The organism is Serratia sp. B501 (assembly GCF_051172315.1).
Lineage (GTDB): Bacteria > Pseudomonadota > Gammaproteobacteria > Enterobacterales > Enterobacteriaceae > Serratia > Serratia ureilytica.
This window is the reverse complement of sequence record NZ_JBPIZB010000002.1, coordinates 803188-822867: the sequence shown is the minus strand read 5'-3', so window position 1 is coordinate 822867 and position 19680 is coordinate 803188. Positions and strand designations below refer to the sequence as shown.

Sequence of the window (19680 nt, the reverse complement as noted above, 5' to 3'; positions counted from 1 at the left end):
GTTTGAACATAGCAGCCTGAAGGAAAGGCGCGGCGAGATCTTTATACTGGATTGTGCGCGGCGGCTGGGCTAATTTCAGTGCTGTTCATGTCATCACGTTTAGGGAAAAGATGCCGATACGCCGTTTATGCCACCCGAAGCCCCTCCGTTTGCTGAGCCTGGCCGCGCTGCTGGCCCTGGCGGGCTGTACCAGCAAAACCACCACCACCTCGCCGGCGGCGCGTCCCGCCGACGTCAAAGCGCGACTGATGACGCTGATCCCGGCCAATGCCGGCGACCGTCAGGGTTGGGCCACCGATATCACCGCCGCGTTCGCCGCGCAGGGCATCGAGCCGAGCGATGAGAACCTGTGCTCGGTACTGGCGGTCACCGAACAGGAGTCGACGTTCCAGGCTAACCCGCAGGTGCCGGGGCTGCCGAAGATCGCCTGGAAGGAGATCGACCGCCGCGCCGATCAGATGCACATCCCGAACTTTTTGGTGCATACCGCGTTGAAGATCTCGTCGTCGAACGGCCAGAGCTACAGTGAGCGCCTGGATAAGGTGCGTACCGAAAAGGATCTGAGCGATATCTTCGATGACATGATCGACCGCGTGCCGATGGGGCAGAAGCTGTTCGGTCATTTGAACCCGGTTCATACCGGTGGCCCGATGCAGGTGAGCATCGCCTTCGCTGAGGCGCATGCCAAAGGGTATCCTTATCCGGTTGACGGTTCGATTCGGCGCGAAGTCTTCAGCCGACGCGGCGGCATGTACTTCGGCATTATGCATTTGCTGGGGTACCCGGCCGACTATAGCCGGCCGATTTACCGCTTTGCCGACTTCAACGCCGGCTGGTACGCCAGCCGCAACGCGGCGTTCCAAAACGCGGTCAGCCGGGCGAGCGCCATTCCGCTGGCGCTGGACGGCGATCTGATCGACTTTGGCAGCGACAAGCCCGGCTCGACCGAGCTGGCGGTGCGCACGCTCGGCAAGCGCCTGAACATGAGCGACAGCGCCATTCGCCGGGCGCTTGAGAAAGGCGACACGGCCGACTTTGCTGATACCGACCTGTATAAGAAGGTCTATGCGCTGGCGGGCGGCAAGCTGCCGCGTGAGATGCTGCCGGGCATTCAGCTGGAAAGCCCGAAAATCACCCGCAAGCTGACCACCGCCTGGTTCGCCAAGCGGGTGGATGAACGCCGCCAGCGCTGCATGGCGCGCGCCGGCGGGTAACGGCATGAAAAACGCCGCCGGCGGCCTGAACCACCGGCGGCGTGATCATCGCGCATCAGGCGCTGCGGCGCGGGTTGGTCAGGCCGAAGTTAAAGCTGTTGCAACGGTTGCAGAACTCTTTCATCACCGGCGGCGTGTCCATCATCGGCACTTTCACCTCGATAAACGCCAGCCGATCCTGCCGCGAGGCGTGTTCCAGGGCCATTTCCAGCTGTTGCGTGGTTTCCACCGCCACGCTGAACGGCTGCGATCGAGTATTCAGCACCGCCGGCAGTTTGGCGTAGTCCCACGGGCTGATGTCGTTGTAGGACGAGCTTTCGCCGAGGATATAGCGTTCGATGGTGTAGCCGTCGTTATTGATCAGGAAGATGATCGGCTTTTGCTCGCAGCGCAGCAGGGTGGACACTTCCTGCGCGGTCAACTGGAAAGAGCCGTCGCCGATGAACAGCAGGTGGCGGCGTTCAGGGGCCGCCATCAGGGTGCCGAGCAGCGCCGGCAGGGTATAGCCGATTGAGCCCCAAATCGGTTGGTTGACCACCTTGACGCCGTCCGGCATGCGCATGCCGCCAATGGCCGCGCCGGAGGTGCCGTTTTCCACCACCACCACGTCATCCGCCCGGATGAAGCGCTGGATGCGCCGCCACAGATAGGCCTGGTCGATAGGCGCGTCGCTCGGCGTCGCCAGCTTCTCATGCGGGCTGGCCAACGGCGCCAGGGGCTGCGCCGGCGCGTCTTCGCTCAGATCCAACAGCGCCTGCAGTAGATCCGCCGTCGACACCGCCGGGTAGGAGGTGTTGTCCAGCTTCATTGAGAACGGTTGGATGTCCACCTGAGCGGCGGCGGGAATGTGCTGGGAGAAATAGCCGGTGGTGGAATCCACCAAACGCACGCCGAAGCTCAGCACGCAGTCCGAGTGGGCCATGTGTTCATACAGTTCGGGGCGCGACAGATTGCCGCTGTAGCCGCCCATCCAACCGGCGGTGTTTTCCGGGATAATGCATTTGGCGGTGGGCATATTGGTCAGCGGAATGGCGAAGCGGTGAGCGACCGCGATGACCAACTGCTGCAACTGGTAGCGATCCACCATTTGATCGACCAACATGATTGGGCGCTGGGCGCGTTTGATTTTGGTTAACAGCGCCATCGCCGCTAATTGCACATTGTATTTATCGCTGGCCGGTAATTGCGGTGCCGTCGCCGCCGCGGCGATTTCAATTTCCACATCGCAAATATCCGACGGCAGCTGTAAATACACCGGTTTCTTCTCTATCCACGCGCGGGAAATAACGCGTGGGATTTCTTGTGCGGCATTTTCCGGCGTAATCAAGGCTTGCGCAACGGTGAATTGTTTAAAGCAGTTCATGACGTTGTCGAAATTGCCATCGCCCAGGGTATGGTGCAAGAGCTGGTGATTTTTCATCGCATGCAGCGGCGGCGTGCCGGCGATGCAGATAACCGGCGAAGATTCGGCATAGGCCCCGGCGATGCCGGACAGCGCGGCCAGATCGCCGACGCCGTAGGTGACGATCAGCGCGCCGGCGCCTTTCATGCGGGCGTAACCGTCGGCGGCGTAGGAGGCGTTCAATTCATTGCAGTTGCCGACAAACGCCAGCCGCTCGTCGTTTTCCAGCAGCTCCAGCAGGCTGAGGTTATAGTCGCCGGGCACGCCATAAATACGATCGACGTTCAGGGCGTGAAGCTGTTGCAGAATGAATGACCCGATAGTTATTTTCATTGATTGCTCCGAATTATTTATCTTTATTTTGTCAGGCGAAAATCAGCAAAAATAAATTGCTGGCGATGTTGTGTCGTTAGCATTAACAGTTATTTAAAGTGTCGGCTTGTTCAAGACAGGCGTGGCAGCCGAAGAATAGGCGGTTTGTATTCGGCGCTTTACGCGATTGAATAATGTATAAATAGTGTGGTTATTATGCAGGAGGACGGTGCGGTATTTTTCCCTGGCGGTATATCGACAGAAAAATGGCGGCGTATTGGCATTTATCATGATGCAGGGCGAATCATCCGGTACTTTTGACGCCGCGTTAAATCCCATCGGGTGGCGTAACGCTCTTTTGCTGGTAAAGAAAGGCAGAAGCCGGCGCAAAGGGGCATTTTGGTGATCCGCCGCACGCTTATTTCATGAAACCATCACGCAACCAATCAAAAACAAAAAATTAACAATGTCGCTTTTTTATTCGCGTCGTGTTGTCAGTTTTACTTTACGGGGCTGCGATGCGCGCCGCCTCGGGCCGGCGTAAAGAAGCGTCGTTACGGGCGCTAATATAACGTGGCAACCATCACATTCCGTGGAGCCGATGCGTAAACTTTTCTCTACGTGCGCCTGGATGGCGCATGCCGACCAGAGAGTCAGCGTTGCAGTGGCGCCGGTTTGCGGGGGAAAGAGCGATGAAAGCCATCGACAGGCGCTGGTACTGATTCATGAGGAGCGTGATGGGTTGCCGTTGCCGCGCGTCACCCTTCGGCGTTTTAAAATCGACTGTTCGGCCTTATTCTCTGGCGTTCGTGAACCGCCTCGATGTCGATGTGTTGGTCAAGCACCTGGCCCGCGAGTAGCGAACGACAAAGCGGACTTTTCCCACGGTTTTGCCGTCCGAAAGGCGCTAACATGCAGATGTCGGTGCAACCCGTTATAAACCAATGCGAATTTTCCGATGCTAAGCTTAACCAAGGCGAAACGGGCGTTGGATAAATTGGATACAGCTTGATCTTGCCTGGGCTATCGGTAAAAATCTTCGGCCGTATTTTTACAGGAGCTTTACCATGTTTCTCAAACGGACTCTGTTGGCATGTTCTCTGGCGTTGATATTTCCTGCACTGCCTTCTTACGCTGAGGTTAGTACAGAAAGTGGCAATACCGCGCAGGCCGAAAAACCGGGTCTATGGCAGCGCTTTACCCATAACGTGTCGGAGACCTGGAACAATTCGCCGAACCACGATCTCTATATTCCGGCCATCACCTGGCATAACCGTTGGACTTACGATGACGAACATATCGATAAGTACAACGAGCGCCCGTGGGGCGCCGGTTACGGCATCTCCCGCTACGACAGCGATGGTGACTGGCACGGCATCTACATCATGGCGTTCAAGGATTCCTTCAACAAGTGGGAGCCGATCGGCGGCTACGCCTACGAGAAGATCTGGCGTCCGTTGGATGACAAGGATTTCCGCCTGGGGCTGGGTTTCACCGCCAGCGTCACCGCGCGCGATAACTGGAAATATATCCCTATCCCGGCGCCGCTGCCGCTGGCTTCTATCGGCTATCAGCGGCTGACGTTCCAGGCGACCTACATTCCCGGCACCTATAACAACGGCAACGTGTTCTTCGCCTGGCTGCGCTGGCAGTTCTAAACTTCCTGAATTCCGAAAAACGGCGCGGCGGCGAGATAAAAGGAACTTGTCGCCGCAGGCGGCGTCGGAGAGGTATCCCGGCGCGCTGCGCCGATTGCATGCCGTTCTTACAGGAGTTTTACCATTATGATCACCAAACATCGTTTACTGCTGGCTTTGGCGCTGTCCGCGACCCTGGCCAGCGGTGCTACCCAGGCCGCCGGTCTGATGGATTCTCTCAGCAGCGCGGCGGGCGAACTGAGCAAGTCTGGCGGCGAAAGCAGCGGCGGCATGTCGCTCTCCTCGTTGACCGGCTTGCTGAACGGCGGCGACAAGGCGTTAAGCTCCAGTAGCATGACCAACGCCGCCGGCATCCTGCAGTACTGTGTGAAAAACAACGTGCTGTCGGCTAACGGCGCCGAAGGAGTGAAAGATCAGTTGCTCAGCAAACTGGGCATCACCAGCACCGAAAACGCCAAGAGCCAGGATTATCAGCAGGGTCTGGGCGGCTTGCTGCAGACCGGTGAAGGTAAGAGCCTGGATCTCAACAGCCTGGGCACCTCGCAGATCACCGAGAAGGTGAAACAAAAAGCCTGCGATCTGGTGCTGAAACAGGGCAAATCCTTTATTTCATGATCAACCCACGGCGGAGCGTTCCGCCGTGGGTATTTTGCATAAGCTGGAAAAATGAAAAAAACGTTGATGCTTTCCCTGCTGGCAGGGATGACGATGTTGCAGGGGTGTTCCGTGAAATCCAACGATGCGCCGCCACCGCCGCAGGTGAAACCGATCGGCATGGCGAACCCGGCCGACGTGTATTGCACCAAAATCGGCGGTAAGCTGAACGCCAAAGAAAACGCGGCGGGCCAGTATTCGACCTGTACGCTGCCGAATGGGCAGGAAATTGAAAGTTGGGAGCTGTTCCGCCGCGATCATCCGGTGAAAAAGTAACCTTTTGCGGCGCCGGTGACTCTGCCCGGCGCCCGATCAGAATTGCCGATCGCCTATCGGCTGCAGCTGCAGGCTGCCGTCCTTTTGCAGCGATAACGGTATGCGCCAATCGCTCCGTTTATCCAGGTTGAACGGCCTGGAGCGGAACATGCAGCCGGTCTTGATGTTCTTGATTTTCATCACGTGTTCCGCATCCGCATTCATTTTAACCTCGAAGCTGCCGGCGGCCGGAATAAAGACTTCCGCCAGCTGCTGCGGCGCGGCGGGCGTTTCCATTTTGACCAACACCGCGAAATCGTTGCCTTGATTGTCCAGCGTCAGCCGATGCAGGCCGGTTGCGGGCAGGCCGGTCGGCTGATGCAGATAGCCGGCTGACGCGGGCCAGGGTTGCCCGGCATTATCGTGCAGCGGCCCGCCGCATTGCTCACGTGCTTCGCGCTGCGGCATTTCGCGCTTGATGGCGCGGTTGTAATCGGTGGGGGCGGCGAGGCTGAATTCGTCGTCATACTGGTGGGTGAGCAGATAGCGCTTGACGCCGAGCACCCCGAGGGCGACCAGCATGAAGAACAGAAATACCCTCAGGCGATTTTTAAAAATCAGCCCAAACAGCTTCCCGGGTAATTGAAACAGCCACCTTGCGATCGTCAATAACATCGTTTTCCCTTTACGCCCAAGCCGTTACGTCTGCGGTAACTTCGCTTGCCTCAGTATAGCCAAAGCGTTGCCACCGGGCGGCATGCGCCATGAAATTCCTGTTTTTTTATCCTAAACCTTCTTCCAACAGCAACAGCAGCAGGAAGCCGGCAAAGAACATCGCGGCGGCGAACGGGGTTTCCTTTCCGCCTTCATGCGCTTCGACCAACAGCTCTTCGGTCACCAGGTAGAGCAGGGCGATCAGGCCAAAGGCCAGAAAGGCGGTCAGCCAAAATGCGCCCAGCATGGCCACCGGCGTCCCCAGCAGGCCGCCGATGGGCAACAGCAGCGCCAGGCCAACTATCGCCGCCATGACGCGCAGCCGCCTGCCGAGAAAGTCTTGCAAATCGCCGACGATCGACAATCCCAGGAACAGCACTTCCAGCGTTAACGCCAGCGTCAACAGCAGGCCGGCTTTGGCGCCGGCCGCGAAGGCAATGCCCAGCACCAGCCCATCGATAAAGATATCGACGCCGACCGCGGCGATAAAACCGACCGGCCCCTGCGCTTTTTCGCCCAGACGCCGAACCAGCAACATTAACAGCACCCCCACAGCGCCGCCCAGCAACACCGCCAAAGGCGACTGCTGTTTGAGATCGGGCAAGATTTCGGTGGCGGCGGCGGCGAACACGATGCCGGCGGTAAAGTGATGGATGACGCGCATCGCGGCGTCGCCGGGGCGGCGATAGAGCGCCACCGCTGCGCCGACGACGGTGGCTGCGGCGGGAAACAGCGTATAAAGCACGGCGGAAGTCATCGCGTCATAATCCCTTATCTGTGATGTCACTTTCAGTCTAGACGAGCGCCGCCGCTTGAGTGTTGCCAAAAAAGTGTTTGTTCGATTATGTACGTTTGTGTACATTTATGATCACTTTAGCATCACCGGATTGATATGATGTCCAAACTGTTACCGAATGAGCGCCATCAGGCCATTCTCGACACGCTCCGCCAACAGGGGCGAGTGCTGGCACTGGAGATGGCGCAGCGGCTGAATACCACCGAAGCGACCATCCGCCGCGATCTGCGTCAGCTGGCGGCACAGAATCTGTGCAAACGCATCTATGGCGGTGCGCTGGCGCCGACGCCGGCCGAAGGCCCCGTTGCGGCGCGCATTGCCCTCAGCGGTGATGAGAAGCTGGCGCTGGCGCAGACCGCGCTGGGGGTGATCGGCGAAGAACAGCTGATCTTCCTCGATGCCGGCAGCACCCACCTGTATCTGGCGGATCTGTTGCCGTGCGATCGGCGTTTGACGGTGGTAACCAATGCGTTGAGCATCGCCGGCAAAATGCTGGAACGGCCGGGGATCCGCACCATCCTGATCGGCGGCGAACTGGATGCGCAGGTCGGCGGCTGCGTGGACGCCAAGGCGGCGGAAGAGATCGACGGATTTCATTTCGATCTGGTGTTCACCGGCATTTGCGCCTACGACCCGGCCGGCGGCTTCTCCGCGTTGAGTTACCAGGACGCCACGTTCAAAAAGCGGTTGCTGACGCGCGCCGGCAGCGTGGCGGTGCTGTGCACCCGCGACAAACTCAATACCTACGCCCCCTACCCCTTCCTGCCCGCCGGGCGGGTGGATCATCTGGTGACGGCGCGCGGCGCGCACCCGCAGCTTGAGCAGCAGGTGGCGCAGGGCGGCGGCCAGATCTGGCACAGCGATTTATCGACCGGAGAATGATGATGAAAATAGCCCATGTTGCCCTGTGGACCCGTGACATCGACGCGCAGCTGGCGTTCTGGCAGCGCTATTTCAACGGTGAAGCGGGAGAGGAGTACGTCAGCCGCAATCGGCCGGGGTTCGTTTCCCGCTTCGTCAGCCTGGCGGCCGGGCCGACGCTGGAGATCATGCGCGTGCCGACGTTGCTGCCGGCGCAGGCGCAGGAGGAGCGGGTGGGCTGGGCGCACATCGCGCTGTCGCTGGGGGATGAGCGGCAGGTCGATCGGTTGGCGCAGCGCGCACGGCAGGAGGGCATCTTGCTGTCCGCGCCGCGCTGGACCGGCGACGGCTTCTACGAGGCCGTCATTCGCGATCCGGACGGCAACGCGATCGAAATCACCGCCTGATTACTCTTCTTCAATGCTGGCGAACTGTTCACCCAGATAGTCGAGCAGCAGCCGCACCGCCGGCAGCAGGCCGCGGCGCGACGGGTAGACCGCGTGCACCACGCCGCCCTGCGGCTGCCAGCCAGGCAACAGTTGCACCAGCTCGCCGCGCAGCATGTCGTCGCGCATCATCATCGCCGGCAGTTGTACGATGCCGGCGCCGGCGATGGCGGCGGTGCGCAGCATCAGCATGTCGTCGGTGACCAGTCGCGGCGTGTGCTCCCACTCCACCCGTTCACCCTGTGGGCCGGTCAGCCGCCATTGGTGCTGAGCGCGCGCCGGGCCGAGATCGAGCGTCGGGTATTTACGCAGGTCTTCCGGCGTTTGCGCCGGCCCGAGGGTGCGCACCAGCGCCGGGCTGGCGGCGACGCACCAGGTGCGCTGCGCCAGGATCTTCAGCACCAGATCGCTGTCCTCCAGCGGCAGCGGCCGCACGCGGATCGCCAGATCCAACCCTTCCCCCACCACGTCCACCCGGCGGTTGGTGGCCTCCAGATGCACCGTCACCTTGGGATAATCGGCCATAAAGGCCGCCACCATGCTGCCGACGCGAGTGTGCAGGATCGCCACTGGGCAGGACATGCGCACCGTGCCGCAGGGCTCGGCGCGCGTCTGCTCGATCGCCTGCTGCGCGGCTTCCGCTTCCACCAGCATCGCCTTGCAGTGCGCGTAATAGGTTTGGCCGACCTCGGTCACCGAGAAGCGCCGTGTCGAGCGTTGGATCAGGCGCACGCCCAGCCGCTCTTCCAGCAGCGCCACGCGGCGGCTGAGTTTGGATTTGGGAATGCCCAGCGCCCGGCCGGCGGGGGCGAATCCCTGGTGATCGACCACGCTGGCGAAGAAAAACAGGTCGTTCAGATCGGTCAGCATCGCATCCCTTATCGTTCTACCAGTAGAACGCTGAGTGTACATCTTGCCTACTACTGCAGCAAACCCCGGCGGATTAAACTTCTGACATCAACTTAAGGCCGTGAGGTCTGAAACGGGAGTTCAAGATGAAAAAAATCCTCGGTATTCACAACAGCCCGGAAGCACATTGGGTCGGTAACGGTTTCCTGGTGAATTCGCTGTTCTCTTATAACGATTTGGGAGCGGAAATGAGCCCGTTCCTGCTGCTGGATCACGCAGCGCCAACCAAATTCCGCTCCGCCTCCGGCACCCGTGGCGTGGGTCAGCACCCGCATCGCGGGTTTGAAACGGTGACCATCGTCTATCAGGGCGAAGTGGAACACCGCGACTCGACCGGCAGCGGCGGGGTGATTGGCCCCGGCGACGTCCAGTGGATGACCGCCGCCTCCGGCATTCTGCACGAAGAGTTCCATTCGCGGGACTTCTCGCGCAAGGGCGGCACCATGGAAATGGTGCAGCTGTGGGTCAACCTGCCGGCCAAGGACAAAATGGCCGAGCCGGGCTATCAGACGCTGCTGAACGCCGATATTCCGGTGGTTCCTCTGGCGGACGGCGCAGGGCAGGTGCGGGTGATCGCCGGTGACTTTGGCGGCCACGTCGGCCCGGCGCGCACCTTCAGCCCGCTTAACGTGTGGGACATGAAGCTGAATGCCGGCCATACCACCACGCTGACGGTGAAAGAAGGCCATACGCTGGCGCTGGTGATGCTGCACGGCGCGATCCTGGTTAACGGCGAAGACGTGGTGCGCGAAACCCAAATGGTGCGTTTCGACCGGGCGGGGGATTCGATCACCATCGAAGCCAACAACGACGTCGCGCTGTTGGTGCTGAGCGGCGAACCGATCGATGAGCCTATCGTCGGCTACGGCCCGTTCGTCATGAACAGCGACGCGGAAATCCAGCAGGCGTTCCGCGATTTCAACAGCGGCAAGTTCGGCAGCATGAACGCCGAAGCGAGCGCCGGTTGAACCTTGGCGCCTGGGGCGGACCGTGTTCCCCGGCTCAGGCGCTACACTTAAACCTCAACGCCCCGCCCTGCGGCGGGGCGTTTCATCCGCAACATCAACCCCACAGGAGTAAAACCATGACTGCAAATTACAAGCGCCTCGACAAAGACCAGGCCGCCGTATTGCTGGTGGATCATCAGGCAGGGCTGCTTTCGCTGGTGCGTGATATCGATCCCGATCGGTTTAAAAACAACGTGCTGGCGCTGGGTGATTTAGCGAAGTACTTCAACCTGCCGACCATTCTTACCACCAGTTTCGAAAACGGCCCCAATGGCCCGCTGGTGCCCGAACTGAAAGCCCAATTCCCCGATGCTCCCTTCATTCCTCGCCCTGGCCAGATCAACGCCTGGGACAACGACGATTTCGTCAAGGCGGTAAAAGCCACCGGCCGCAAGCAGCTGATCATCGCCGGCGTAGTGACCGAAGTGTGCGTGGCATTCCCGGCGCTGTCGGCGCTCAATGAAGGTTTCGAGGTCTTTGTGGTGACCGACGCTTCCGGCACCTTCAATGAGCTGACGCGTCAGTCGGCCTGGAGCCGCATGGAGGCCGCCGGCGCGCAGCTGATGACCTGGTTCGGCGTCGCCTGCGAGCTGCACCGCGACTGGCGCAACGACATCGAAGGCCTGGGCACGCTGTTCTCCAACCATATCCCGGACTACCGCAATCTGATGACCAGCTACAACACGCTGACGAACGGCAAGTAACGCGATAGATGGGCAGTATTTGCTGCCCATCATTTGTATTTGGATTCTGTATAAGTACCAGTACCAGCAATGGTTCACTCGCTATAAATTCCCATCTGTTAATACTTCTCTCTTTTTTATTGTGATCGACTTTAGGTCTTTTTGTTCCCATTTTGATTAAGGCTATTTGTTCTGCTATATAACTAATAATTAATGCTAATTCTATTAAATGTTGACGGAGTTCTATTTAAGAGCCCCGCTTTGTTGCAAGAAAAGCGCTTTTGAACGTGTAATTTAAGACTACAGCGATTTAACACAGCAGAGGGATGGTTGATGAATGCATTCAGAGATAAGCTTAAGGCCCATGTTCTTCATGTGGCCTCGGTAGGTCAGCATTGCAATACTGAGGAAACGACTAAGCAGGCATTAATTTTGCCGTTATTAGAAACCCTAGGCTTTCATCCATATGATCCTACTAAGGTGAAGGCAGAGTATGGTGCTGATTTTCCAGGCGTTAAGGTGGGTGAACGCGTTGATTACGCCCTTTTTTGCCATGCGGTTCCCGTCATGTTCATCGAGGCGAAGTCTTTCAATCAAAATTTGTCAAATCATAGCCCCCAGCTATCTCGCTATTTTAATGCGACACCGGAGGTTACGGTTTCTGCAATAACCAATGGGAAAGAATGGCGATTTTTCACCGATCTGAAAGATAAAAACATCATGGATGATACACCATTCTTGAAGATAGATTTTAATAATCTAAACGATTCTGATATTGATCAGCTCTATCGATTTAGGCACGACCAATTTCAGCCGGAAGCGCTGCGGACATTAGCTGAAGAAAGCATCTATCTGACTTCATTTACAAAAACTATCAGCGCCAGTCTTCGAGATGTTGATTCTGATTTTGTTCGCTATGTAGCAAGTCGCTCTAACGTTCAGCGTCAGCTAAACCAACGATTTTTGGACACAATAACGCCATTGGTTCGTTTGGCTGTTGAAAAAGCGGTGAGTGCGATGGTCGTTTCTGGTCTGTCAGTGACGTCGGAAAATGTTGTAGCGTCTGAGTCACCAGATGAAGGTGAAGCGCAAAACAGACCGGATCCGCTCGCCCCGATCGTTGATCCCGATAATAGTAAAATAGTGACGACCTTTGCAGAAAGGTGCTTGTTTGACAATGTGGCGATGATCTTGGGCACTGAGGCAGAGCTGATTGCGAAAGACACGGAAAGCTATTACAGCATCCTCTTTCAAGGGAAGACGACGCGATGGGTTCTGCGTTATTTCGACAATAAGCAACGTCCAACCATTTTGCTTCCGCTTGAGATAGACGAGGCCAGACAGGCTGAGATAACTCGCGCCGGCCTGGAGTTGGCTGCCGGGGGGCATATCATTATCGACCGCCCGGAAAATATTTTGCGGCTAACGGGTTTGATCGTTGATTCTTACCAATATTGTATTAATGACGAAAACTTTAGGCAGAAGAGAAAAGATAAGCAGGAAAGTTAGTCCATACCCACTTTAAGCCGTTGATTGGCAAAAGAACATGAAGAGCTTTCCACGCAGGGCGGCATGTGCCGTGCGGAAAGTGGGAAAGATCGGAATGCTTACCAAATCTTCTGTTTTCATCACGTTAGACACGGGATGTAAGCAAAGCGCAGCGGGGCGAAAAGGTAGCGAAAAGCGGCTTTCTCATGGGCCGGGGGCGGGGTAGCGTAATCCTGAACCCGGCAAATGAGGCTAATTCAATGAAACAAGCAATCAAGATCCTGGCGCTGCCCTGCATGGGCATGGCGCTGTTGTTCAGCGCGAGCGCGATGTCTGCCCCCGAGGCGCCTGCGGCCAAAGCGTTGCCGCCTGTGGCGGATGAACCGATGCGCATGCCGCCTGTGGCGGATGAACCGATGCGCATGCCGCCTTTCCCGGGCGGGTACCCGCCCAAGCCGGGGTTCTGCCGCGGCGGCGAGCTGTTCTGCGCCACCTCGGCCAGCGACAATCCGGTGGAAACCATCAACAAACTGACGGCGGTGATCCCGGCGGGCAGCGCCAAACATTACGAAGTGCGCGTCGCGGTGGTGGCGGTGCCTGACGCACCGCCCGCGCCTTAACACGCCCCGTCATCCCGCTCTGGCCTGGGCGCACCAGGCGCGTTAGGCTAAGGCGAGCATTTTTCGGGAGGCGGGATGACCCCTTTATCACAGCTGCCTTATCTGCAGCCCGGCGATCGCGCGTTGTTGTTCGACGGCGAATGCAACCTGTGTCATGGGCTGGTGAGATACCTTGTTCGCGCCGATAGGCAGCGGCGCATTCTGTTGGCGACGGTGCAATCCGTCGAAGGGCAGGCAATCTTGCAGGCGCTGGGATTGCCGACCGACCGTTTCGATTCCGTGGTCTATGTGGAACAGGGGCGCTGTTGGCTGCGTTCGGCGGCGTTGTTTCGGGCGCTGCGCCAAGTGGGATGGCCGTACCGCGCGCTGGCGCTGGCGCGTTACCTGCCGCCGCGACTGGCGGACAAGATCTACGATGCGGTCGCCGGCAATCGCTACCGGCTGTTTGGCCGCAACGACGGCAGCGGCCTGCCGGGTGCCGACCAGCCCGGGCGCTATCTGCCTCGGCGGCGGGAGCCGCCGGCCTGAGCTTTACGCTTCTTTACCATCCAACCGCTTGAAATATCAGCACTCCAGCTCCATATAATGGGTCATTCAGCCAACAAGGAGCGCGCATGGGAATCAGTGAAGAAGAGCACATCCGCCGTTTGACCCAAGAGAAAAACGACATGGGCAATACGGCGAAATGGGTGGCGATCGTTTCCGCCGTCTACTTTGCCTTGATGGTGTTTTATGGCCATCCAACCGGCGTGTTGGCGATGTCGGGCGCGGTATTCATCGTCTCTACCGCCACCTGGTTGAAAAAGCGCCAGAAGGTCAAATCTTACCGCATGGCGTTGGCCAAAATCAGCGACGATCAGCCCTGATAGTCGCAGCGCTTTAGCGTATACACCAGGCTCGGCGCCGCGCCGGGCACGTCATCCAGCGTATCCACCCGCTGCATGCCGATTTTTTCCAGCACTCGCCACGAAGCCTGATTCTCCGCACGCACAATGGCGGAAATCTCCTCCAGCGCCAATCCGGCAAAACCATATTGCAGCGACGCCCGCGCCATCTCGGTGGCCAATCCCATGCCCCAGACGCGAGTATCGAAGCGATAGCCGAGGTTCACGGTGCGCTGCGCCCCGAGCGGTTTCCGGGACAATCCGCCAAAGCCGATAATCCAATCCGGCCGTTCGCGCAGAGCGATCGCCCAGGAACCGTAACCGTGTTGTTGCCACCCGGAAATCCTCTCTTGCAGCGCCGATGCGGCCTGCGCTTCGCTGGTGAGTGGGCCGGCGGGATTGAAACGCTGCGTTTGCGGATCGCCGAAGATGGCGTAGAAACGCGCGAGATCCGCCATCACCGGTGGGCGCATCTGCAGGCGTTCGCTGAAGAAAGGAGTGGAAGGATTAAAGCTTGTCATCGTTTCTCTCTGCTGGATAAATGAACAGCATTCACTGTAGACCAGATTGGCGAAACGGGAAATCCCCCTCTGCGGGTGAGAGGGGGCGAAGGGAATTAAAGGAAGGAGTCGTCGTCGTCGCTGTAATCGTCGTCGGCGTAGTCCGTGTCGTCCTGATAGTTGGCGTTCTGGAAGCCGCTGTCCTGGTTGAGGAAGCTGCCGCCATCGCCGTTGTTGAAGGTATCCAGGTTGTTGGAGGCGTCGAAATTGCGCATTGCGCTGTCGTCCAGCGGCGCCGGGGTTTCTTCGATAATATTTACGATTTCCTGGGGTTGCGAATGGCGGAACATGCCGGTCAGCATGTCGGCCAATACCACGCCGCCGGCGACGCCCGCCGCCGTTTGCAAGGCGCCTCCCAGGAAGCCGCCGGCGCGTGAAGGCGCCGCCTGCTGCGGTGGGGCATAGGCCGGTTGCTGCGGCGGCTGCTGCGCGTTGTTCCAGGCCGCCGTATTTTGCTGCTGCGCCTGATACTGTTCGCGCGGGCTTGGCGTACTGCGGCTGCCGCCGCCGAACAGGCCGGCCAGGAAGCCGCCGCTGCTCTGCTGGCCGTTGGCGGTTTGCTGCAGCTGCGCCACCTGGGCCTCCAGCTCTTTGACCCGCTGATCCATCTGCTTGAGCGCCGCTTCCTGAATAATCATCGCCTGCGCCATGTAATAAGGGGCGGAAGGCTGCTCGCGAATATGCTGGTTGATTTGCTGCTCTGCCTGGAGATCCCGTGGGCCCGTCTTGGTCTCGGCTTCTTTCAGGCGGCCAAACAGACCATCGATAAGGCGTTGTTCTTCGGATTGCATAGGAGTACCTCAGGAGATAAATAACGGTGCTGGATGATCACTATCATCGGTATCAATTACCCTAGCGCGTTTACATGAACCAATAAATAAATGGCGGGTAAACCTGCCTATGAATTTGTTACCAATTGCGGCAGCGGGATCAGCATCACCAGCTTCAGACCGGCGTGCTCCGCCGGATGGAAGGTGAGTTGGCGATAGCGCAGCGCGCCTCGCTGAGGATGCTCGAACGCTCTTTCGCCGCCTTCGCGCGCCATGACGTCATGTTGCTTCCACCAGTGATTAAAGTCCGCGCTGTTGTGTGTCATGTTGCGCACGAAGGCGCGCATCTCTTCGGTATTTTGATGATGGCTGGTCTCGGCGCGAAACTCGGCCACCACGCGGCGCGCGCGCTCTTCCCAATCGCTGACCAGCGTTTTCGCCAACGGGTGGAAGAACATGAAGTGCAGCAGGTTGGGGCTGTTGGCCACATCCAGCCAGCCGCTGAACAGCGCCGCCGCCTGCGGGTTCCAGGCGACGACGTTCCAGGTCACGTCCAGCAGATAGCAGGGCACCGTCATCTGATGCACGCTTTGCAGCACCGCGTCATTGGCGGTTTCTCGGTGCGCTTCCTGCTCGGGGTCGGCGATACGCGCCAGGGTAAACAGGTAGTGGCGTTCGGCCGGGCCGAGCCGCAGCGCTTTGGCGATGCGCGCCAGCGTGAAAGGGGAAATGGACACCTCGCGGCCCTGTTCGATCCAGGTATACCAGGTGGCGCTGATGCCGCTGATTTGCGCCAGCTCTTCGCGGCGCAGGCCGCTGGTGCGGCGGCGCGAAGAGCGGGGCAGGCCGATCATTTCCGGCGTGATGCGTTCGCGGTGCGCGCGCAGAAACGCGCCGAGGGCTTTTGGCCCGGATAAGGCTTCTGATGACATAGCATGGTACCTATTTATACCAGGATAACTGCTCATATTGTACCCGTATAGTAGCCTGATTATAGTAGCCGAAAGCCTTCAGGCACAGGCGCAAGCCGGATAATAACAGGAGCAAACATGAGCAACAGCAACAGCCATAACAATGCGGTAGACCGGCAGTTCGGCGAGCAGGCCAACGCCTATTTAACCAGCGCGGTGCATGCGCAGGGCAAGGATTTGCAACGTCTGGCGCAGTTACTGGCGCCGCACGCCGAAGCGCGCCTGCTCGATCTGGGCTGCGGCGCCGGGCATGCCAGCTTCACCGCGGTGGCCAGCGTAGCGCAGGTGGTGGCCTACGATCTGTCGGCGCAAATGTTGGCGGTGGTGAAGCAGGCGGCGGCGGAAAAAGGCCTGAACAACATTCAGCAGCAGCAGGGCGTGGCGGAGTCTTTGCCGTTTGAGGATGCCAGTTTCGATCTGGTCATCAGCCGCTATTCGGCGCACCACTGGCGCGATGTCGGCCAGGCGCTGCGCGAGGTCAGGCGTGTACTCAAACCGGGCGGCAGCGCGATATTTATGGACGTGGTCTCGCCGGGGCACCCGCTGCTGGATATCTACCTGCAAACCGTGGAAGTGCTGCGTGACACCTCGCACGTGCGCAACTATGCGCCGGGCGAGTGGCTGACGTTGCTGACCGAGGCCGGGCTGGTGGTACGCGAGGTGACGGCGGATCGATTGACGCTGGAGTTCGGCAGTTGGGTGGCGCGCATGCGCACGCCGGCGCATTTCGTCACCGCGATCCGCGCGCTGCAGCAAAGCGTGTCGCAGGAGGTGGCGGAGCATTTCGCCATCCAGCCGGACGGCTCCTTTACCAGCGATATCATGATGTTTGAAGTGACGAAGGGCTGAAAGCAACGGGGCAGCCGATGAAGGCTGCCCCGTGAAACGCGATCGACTGCGATACGCTTATTTTTTGTCTTCCAGCAGGCAGCGGTAGATCAGGCCGCCGATAATGCCGCCGACCAGCGGCACCAGCCAGAACACCCACAGCTGCTGCAGCGCCCAGGTGCCCTGGAAGATCGCTACGCCGGTGCTGCGCGCCGGGTTGACGGAGGTGTTGGTCACCGGGATGCTGATCAGGTGGATCAGCGTCAGTGTCAGGCCGATAGCCAGCGGGGCAAAGCCTGCCGGCGCGCGCTTGTCGGTCACGCCATGAATAACGATCAGGAAGAAGGCGGTCAGCACCAGCTCAATCACGATTGCGGCTTGCAGAGAGTAACCGCCTGGCGAGTGTTCGCCGTAACCGTTGGAGGCGAAACCGCCTGCCGTGGCGTCGAAACCGGCTTTGCCGCTGGCGATCAAATACAGCACCGACGCTGCGGCGATACCGCCGATCACCTGTGCGATAACGTAAGGGATCACGTCTTTCGCCGCGAAACGGCCGCCGGCGAATAAGCCGACGGTGACCGCCGGGTTAAAATGCCCGCCGGAAATATGGCCGACGGCATAGGCCATCGTCACTACGGTCAGACCGAAAGCGAGCGCGACGCCGAGGAAACCAATACCCAGCTGTGGGAATGCCGCTGCCAATACTGCGCTACCACAACCACCAAACACCAACCAAAATGTGCCAAAAAATTCAGCAAAAAGTCGCTTTGACATAGATTCCATCCTGCGGAATAGACTAACGGGCGTTAGCACTAAAAACTATAGAACAGCTTTTTAAGTTCATGCAGATATTCTATAGAATTTTCTTAATGCACCTTGAATAACGGCGGTATTAAATCCCTGACATTTTATTTTGTCTATGAGAAAAACACCGTTTTTCGCCGTGTTGACGCGCGTTTGCCGATTTTTTTATCTTTGTTATAAGAATTTACCCTAAGCAAAACGACGGGCTATTTCCGGGCGGTTTTTTCCAGCGGTTTTCTCCATTCAATACGCTCAGGTTAATTGCTAATTTCTATTTGCCAGCCAACCTTATTGCCTGATGTGCATTTGACGAATTGCCTATTGTCATCTAAGTGTCATGCTAAATTAATATCGTCTTCTGCCTGACAACGCTTCATTTAACCTCGGGTAAAAAATATGAAAATAAAATCGCTCTCCCTGCTGTTGGCTTCACTGTTTCCGGTATTGGCTCACGCTGCCGACATTGAGGTGGCGCGTTATGTGGTCGGCTTCCCCGGCGGGGAACGCGTCGCCTATCAGGGGGCGTTTGCCAAGCATTTCTCGCAGGGATTGCCGGTAGGGATCGGCTCCGGATTGATGTTCAACAAGAAGCAGGGCGACGATTTGGTGCTGACGACGCTGACCGATCGCGGCCCGAATGCCGATGCCCCGGCGGTAGGCAAGCAAGAGGCCAAGATTTTCGCCAATCCGCAATTCACGCCTCTGTTGATGGACATTCGTATCGGCGGCGGCAAGGCCGTAGCCGAGAATGCGCGGCCCTTGCACGACGAAAAAGGGCCGATCGGCGGGCTGCCGTTGCCGGGCGAGCTGATTGGTTCTACAAACGAAGTGGCGTTGAGCGACGCGTTGCAGCCGCTGTCCGGAGATCGCCGCGGGTTGGATACCGAAGGGGTGACCGGTGACGGCAACGGCGGCTATTGGCTGTGTGATGAGTACGGCCCGTTTCTGATCCATATCGACGGCAAAGGTAAAATCCTCGCCAAATATGGCCCAACGCCGCAGGCTGGCGAACAGGCGGTGGCGGGCGGTTTGCCGAACATCCTGAAATGGCGTCAGCCCAACCGCGGTTTTGAAGGATTGACCCGGATGCCGGACGGGCGAATTCTGGCGGCGGTGCAGAGCACGCTGGATGTCGATGGCAAAAGCAAAAACAAGGCGCAGTTTACCCGGCTGGTGAGCTTCGATCCGCGCAGTGGCAAAACCGCCATGTACGGCTATCCCATCGATATCGACAGCTATAAAAAAGCCAAAGACGCCAAAATTGGCGATGTCGTGGCGTTGGACAACCAGCGCATCCTGTTGATTGAACAGGGAACCGGTAAAGATAAGTCGATGATCAACAAGATCTATCTGGTGGATCTCGCGCAGGCCAGCGATCTGAGCGCGTTTGACGGCCAGGGTAAAGCGCTGGAGTTCGACGATGCGAAAGATCTGGCTAAACGCGGCGTTAAGCTGGCGCAGAAACGGGAAGTGGCGGATCTGCGTCAGTTGGGCTGGCGCCAGGAGAAAGCGGAAGGGTTGGCGCTGATCGACGATCGCATGCTGGCGGTGATCAATGACAACGATTTCGGCTTGCAGGCCACGCTGGTGGATGCGTCGCCAAAGAGCAAGAAAATCGGCGACTATCAGCTGGAGAAAGGAGGGCGGTTGAGCCTCGACGGTGACAAAACCGACGCCCGCATCGAATTGCGCCCTCTGGAGCAGCCGGAATCGCTGAGTGAGCTCTGGGTGCTCACCTTGCCGCAATCCTTGAAGTGACCGACATCGGGGGCGATTGCGCCCCCGTCAGACCGTTGACAAAGGAGGAAAAAACGTGTTTTTTCCTCCTTTGTGGCCATCAGCCG

Annotated in this window: 22 protein-coding genes; 14 read left to right on the top strand and 8 right to left on the bottom strand. The window is 58.5% G+C overall.

Translation table 11 applies throughout. The annotated features are described in order from the left end of the window. Positions 1-110: 110 nt before the first annotated feature. On the top strand, positions 111-1214 hold the full coding sequence (locus ACSBQV_RS10515) for a DUF1615 domain-containing protein (protein WP_099783861.1): 1104 nt from the start codon (positions 111-113) through the stop codon (positions 1212-1214). Between the two features lie 55 nt (positions 1215-1269). On the opposite strand, the gene ACSBQV_RS10510 is transcribed toward ACSBQV_RS10515, so the two are convergent. Continuing rightward, positions 1270-2949: an alpha-keto acid decarboxylase family protein gene (locus ACSBQV_RS10510; RefSeq protein WP_033642005.1), complete on the bottom strand. Its 1680-nt coding sequence runs from the start codon at positions 2947-2949 to the stop codon at positions 1270-1272. A gap of 1046 nt (positions 2950-3995) precedes the next feature. Here ACSBQV_RS10510 and pagP point away from each other — a divergent pair. The 3 genes from pagP (at position 3996) to ACSBQV_RS10495 (ending at position 5516) form a co-directional block, all read left to right on the top strand. Continuing rightward, positions 3996-4586, top strand: a complete 591-nt coding sequence (gene pagP, locus ACSBQV_RS10505) for a lipid IV(A) palmitoyltransferase PagP (protein WP_033642007.1) — start codon at positions 3996-3998, stop codon at positions 4584-4586. Between the two features lie 126 nt (positions 4587-4712). Beyond that, positions 4713-5201 carry a DUF2501 domain-containing protein gene (locus tag ACSBQV_RS10500; protein WP_099783859.1) on the top strand — a complete coding sequence of 163 codons (489 nt, stop codon included), beginning with the start codon at positions 4713-4715 and terminating at the stop codon, positions 5199-5201. A 51-nt stretch (positions 5202-5252) separates the two neighbouring features. Next, complete coding sequence (locus tag ACSBQV_RS10495) at positions 5253-5516, top strand: putative hemolysin (RefSeq protein ID WP_019454261.1); 264 nt, start codon at positions 5253-5255, stop codon at positions 5514-5516. Between the two features lie 36 nt (positions 5517-5552). On the opposite strand, the gene ACSBQV_RS10490 is transcribed toward ACSBQV_RS10495, so the two are convergent. Both ACSBQV_RS10490 and ACSBQV_RS10485 read right to left on the bottom strand, forming a co-directional pair. Beyond that, a complete protein-coding gene (locus ACSBQV_RS10490; protein WP_046688326.1) occupies positions 5553-6170 on the bottom strand; it encodes a hypothetical protein in 618 nt (205 codons plus the stop codon). A gap of 106 nt (positions 6171-6276) precedes the next feature. After that, a complete protein-coding gene (locus ACSBQV_RS10485) occupies positions 6277-6966 on the bottom strand; it encodes a transporter (protein WP_099783857.1) in 690 nt (229 codons plus the stop codon). A gap of 138 nt (positions 6967-7104) precedes the next feature. Between ACSBQV_RS10485 and ACSBQV_RS10480 the strand changes: the two genes are divergently transcribed. Continuing rightward, on the top strand, positions 7105-7887 hold the full coding sequence (locus ACSBQV_RS10480; RefSeq protein ID WP_434991440.1) for a DeoR/GlpR family DNA-binding transcription regulator: 783 nt from the start codon (positions 7105-7107) through the stop codon (positions 7885-7887). 2 nt (positions 7888-7889) lie between these two features. Further along, positions 7890-8273: a VOC family protein gene (locus ACSBQV_RS10475; protein WP_033642012.1), complete on the top strand. Its 384-nt coding sequence runs from the start codon at positions 7890-7892 to the stop codon at positions 8271-8273. Here ACSBQV_RS10475 and ACSBQV_RS10470 read toward each other — a convergent pair whose 3' ends face one another. Further along, positions 8274-9182, bottom strand: coding sequence for a LysR family transcriptional regulator (locus ACSBQV_RS10470; protein WP_434991439.1), 909 nt, complete (start codon positions 9180-9182; stop codon positions 8274-8276). It abuts the gene before it with no gap. 125 nt (positions 9183-9307) lie between these two features. Here ACSBQV_RS10470 and ACSBQV_RS10465 point away from each other — a divergent pair, with 125 nt between their 5' ends. The 6 genes from ACSBQV_RS10465 (at position 9308) to ACSBQV_RS10440 (ending at position 13885) form a co-directional block, all read left to right on the top strand. Beyond that, a complete protein-coding gene (locus ACSBQV_RS10465; RefSeq protein WP_099783855.1) occupies positions 9308-10189 on the top strand; it encodes a pirin family protein in 882 nt (293 codons plus the stop codon). Positions 10190-10305: 116 nt separating this feature from the next. Continuing rightward, positions 10306-10932, top strand: a complete 627-nt coding sequence (gene ycaC / locus ACSBQV_RS10460; RefSeq protein ID WP_004928476.1) for an isochorismate family cysteine hydrolase YcaC — start codon at positions 10306-10308, stop codon at positions 10930-10932. Positions 10933-11244: 312 nt separating this feature from the next. Next, positions 11245-12420 carry a type I restriction endonuclease gene (locus ACSBQV_RS10455; RefSeq protein ID WP_033651051.1) on the top strand — a complete coding sequence of 392 codons (1176 nt, stop codon included), beginning with the start codon at positions 11245-11247 and terminating at the stop codon, positions 12418-12420. A gap of 239 nt (positions 12421-12659) precedes the next feature. After that, positions 12660-13019 carry a hypothetical protein gene (locus ACSBQV_RS10450; protein ID WP_099783853.1) on the top strand — a complete coding sequence of 120 codons (360 nt, stop codon included), beginning with the start codon at positions 12660-12662 and terminating at the stop codon, positions 13017-13019. Positions 13020-13094: 75 nt separating this feature from the next. Next, the gene (locus tag ACSBQV_RS10445; protein WP_099783851.1) at positions 13095-13547 is read left to right on the top strand and encodes a thiol-disulfide oxidoreductase DCC family protein; all 453 of its coding nucleotides are present in this window, start codon (positions 13095-13097) and stop codon (positions 13545-13547) included. A gap of 86 nt (positions 13548-13633) precedes the next feature. Then, positions 13634-13885, top strand: coding sequence for a hypothetical protein (locus tag ACSBQV_RS10440; protein WP_033642017.1), 252 nt, complete (start codon positions 13634-13636; stop codon positions 13883-13885). On the opposite strand, the gene ACSBQV_RS10435 is transcribed toward ACSBQV_RS10440, so the two are convergent. The 3 genes from ACSBQV_RS10435 to ACSBQV_RS10425 all read right to left on the bottom strand — a co-directional run bounded on the left by ACSBQV_RS10435 (position 13876) and on the right by ACSBQV_RS10425 (position 16165). Beyond that, positions 13876-14424: a GNAT family N-acetyltransferase gene (locus tag ACSBQV_RS10435; protein ID WP_099783849.1), complete on the bottom strand. Its 549-nt coding sequence runs from the start codon at positions 14422-14424 to the stop codon at positions 13876-13878. The two genes, ACSBQV_RS10440 and ACSBQV_RS10435, sit on opposite strands and share 10 nt — an antisense overlap. A gap of 95 nt (positions 14425-14519) precedes the next feature. After that, positions 14520-15254, bottom strand: coding sequence for a DUF2076 domain-containing protein (locus tag ACSBQV_RS10430; protein ID WP_099783847.1), 735 nt, complete (start codon positions 15252-15254; stop codon positions 14520-14522). A 107-nt stretch (positions 15255-15361) separates the two neighbouring features. Further along, a complete protein-coding gene (locus tag ACSBQV_RS10425) occupies positions 15362-16165 on the bottom strand; it encodes a helix-turn-helix transcriptional regulator (RefSeq protein WP_099783845.1) in 804 nt (267 codons plus the stop codon). A gap of 117 nt (positions 16166-16282) precedes the next feature. Between ACSBQV_RS10425 and ACSBQV_RS10420 the strand changes: the two genes are divergently transcribed. Next, entirely contained in the window at positions 16283-17053 is a 771-nt protein-coding gene (locus tag ACSBQV_RS10420) for a class I SAM-dependent methyltransferase (RefSeq protein ID WP_099783843.1), read from the top strand. Between the two features lie 57 nt (positions 17054-17110). Here the strand turns inward: ACSBQV_RS10420 and aqpZ are convergent, their stop codons facing one another. Beyond that, positions 17111-17806 carry an aquaporin Z gene (aqpZ, locus tag ACSBQV_RS10415; RefSeq protein ID WP_033642023.1) on the bottom strand — a complete coding sequence of 232 codons (696 nt, stop codon included), beginning with the start codon at positions 17804-17806 and terminating at the stop codon, positions 17111-17113. 426 nt (positions 17807-18232) lie between these two features. Between aqpZ and ACSBQV_RS10410 the strand changes: the two genes are divergently transcribed. After that, positions 18233-19594 carry an esterase-like activity of phytase family protein gene (locus tag ACSBQV_RS10410; protein WP_099783841.1) on the top strand — a complete coding sequence of 454 codons (1362 nt, stop codon included), beginning with the start codon at positions 18233-18235 and terminating at the stop codon, positions 19592-19594. Positions 19595-19680: the final 86 nt, after the last annotated feature.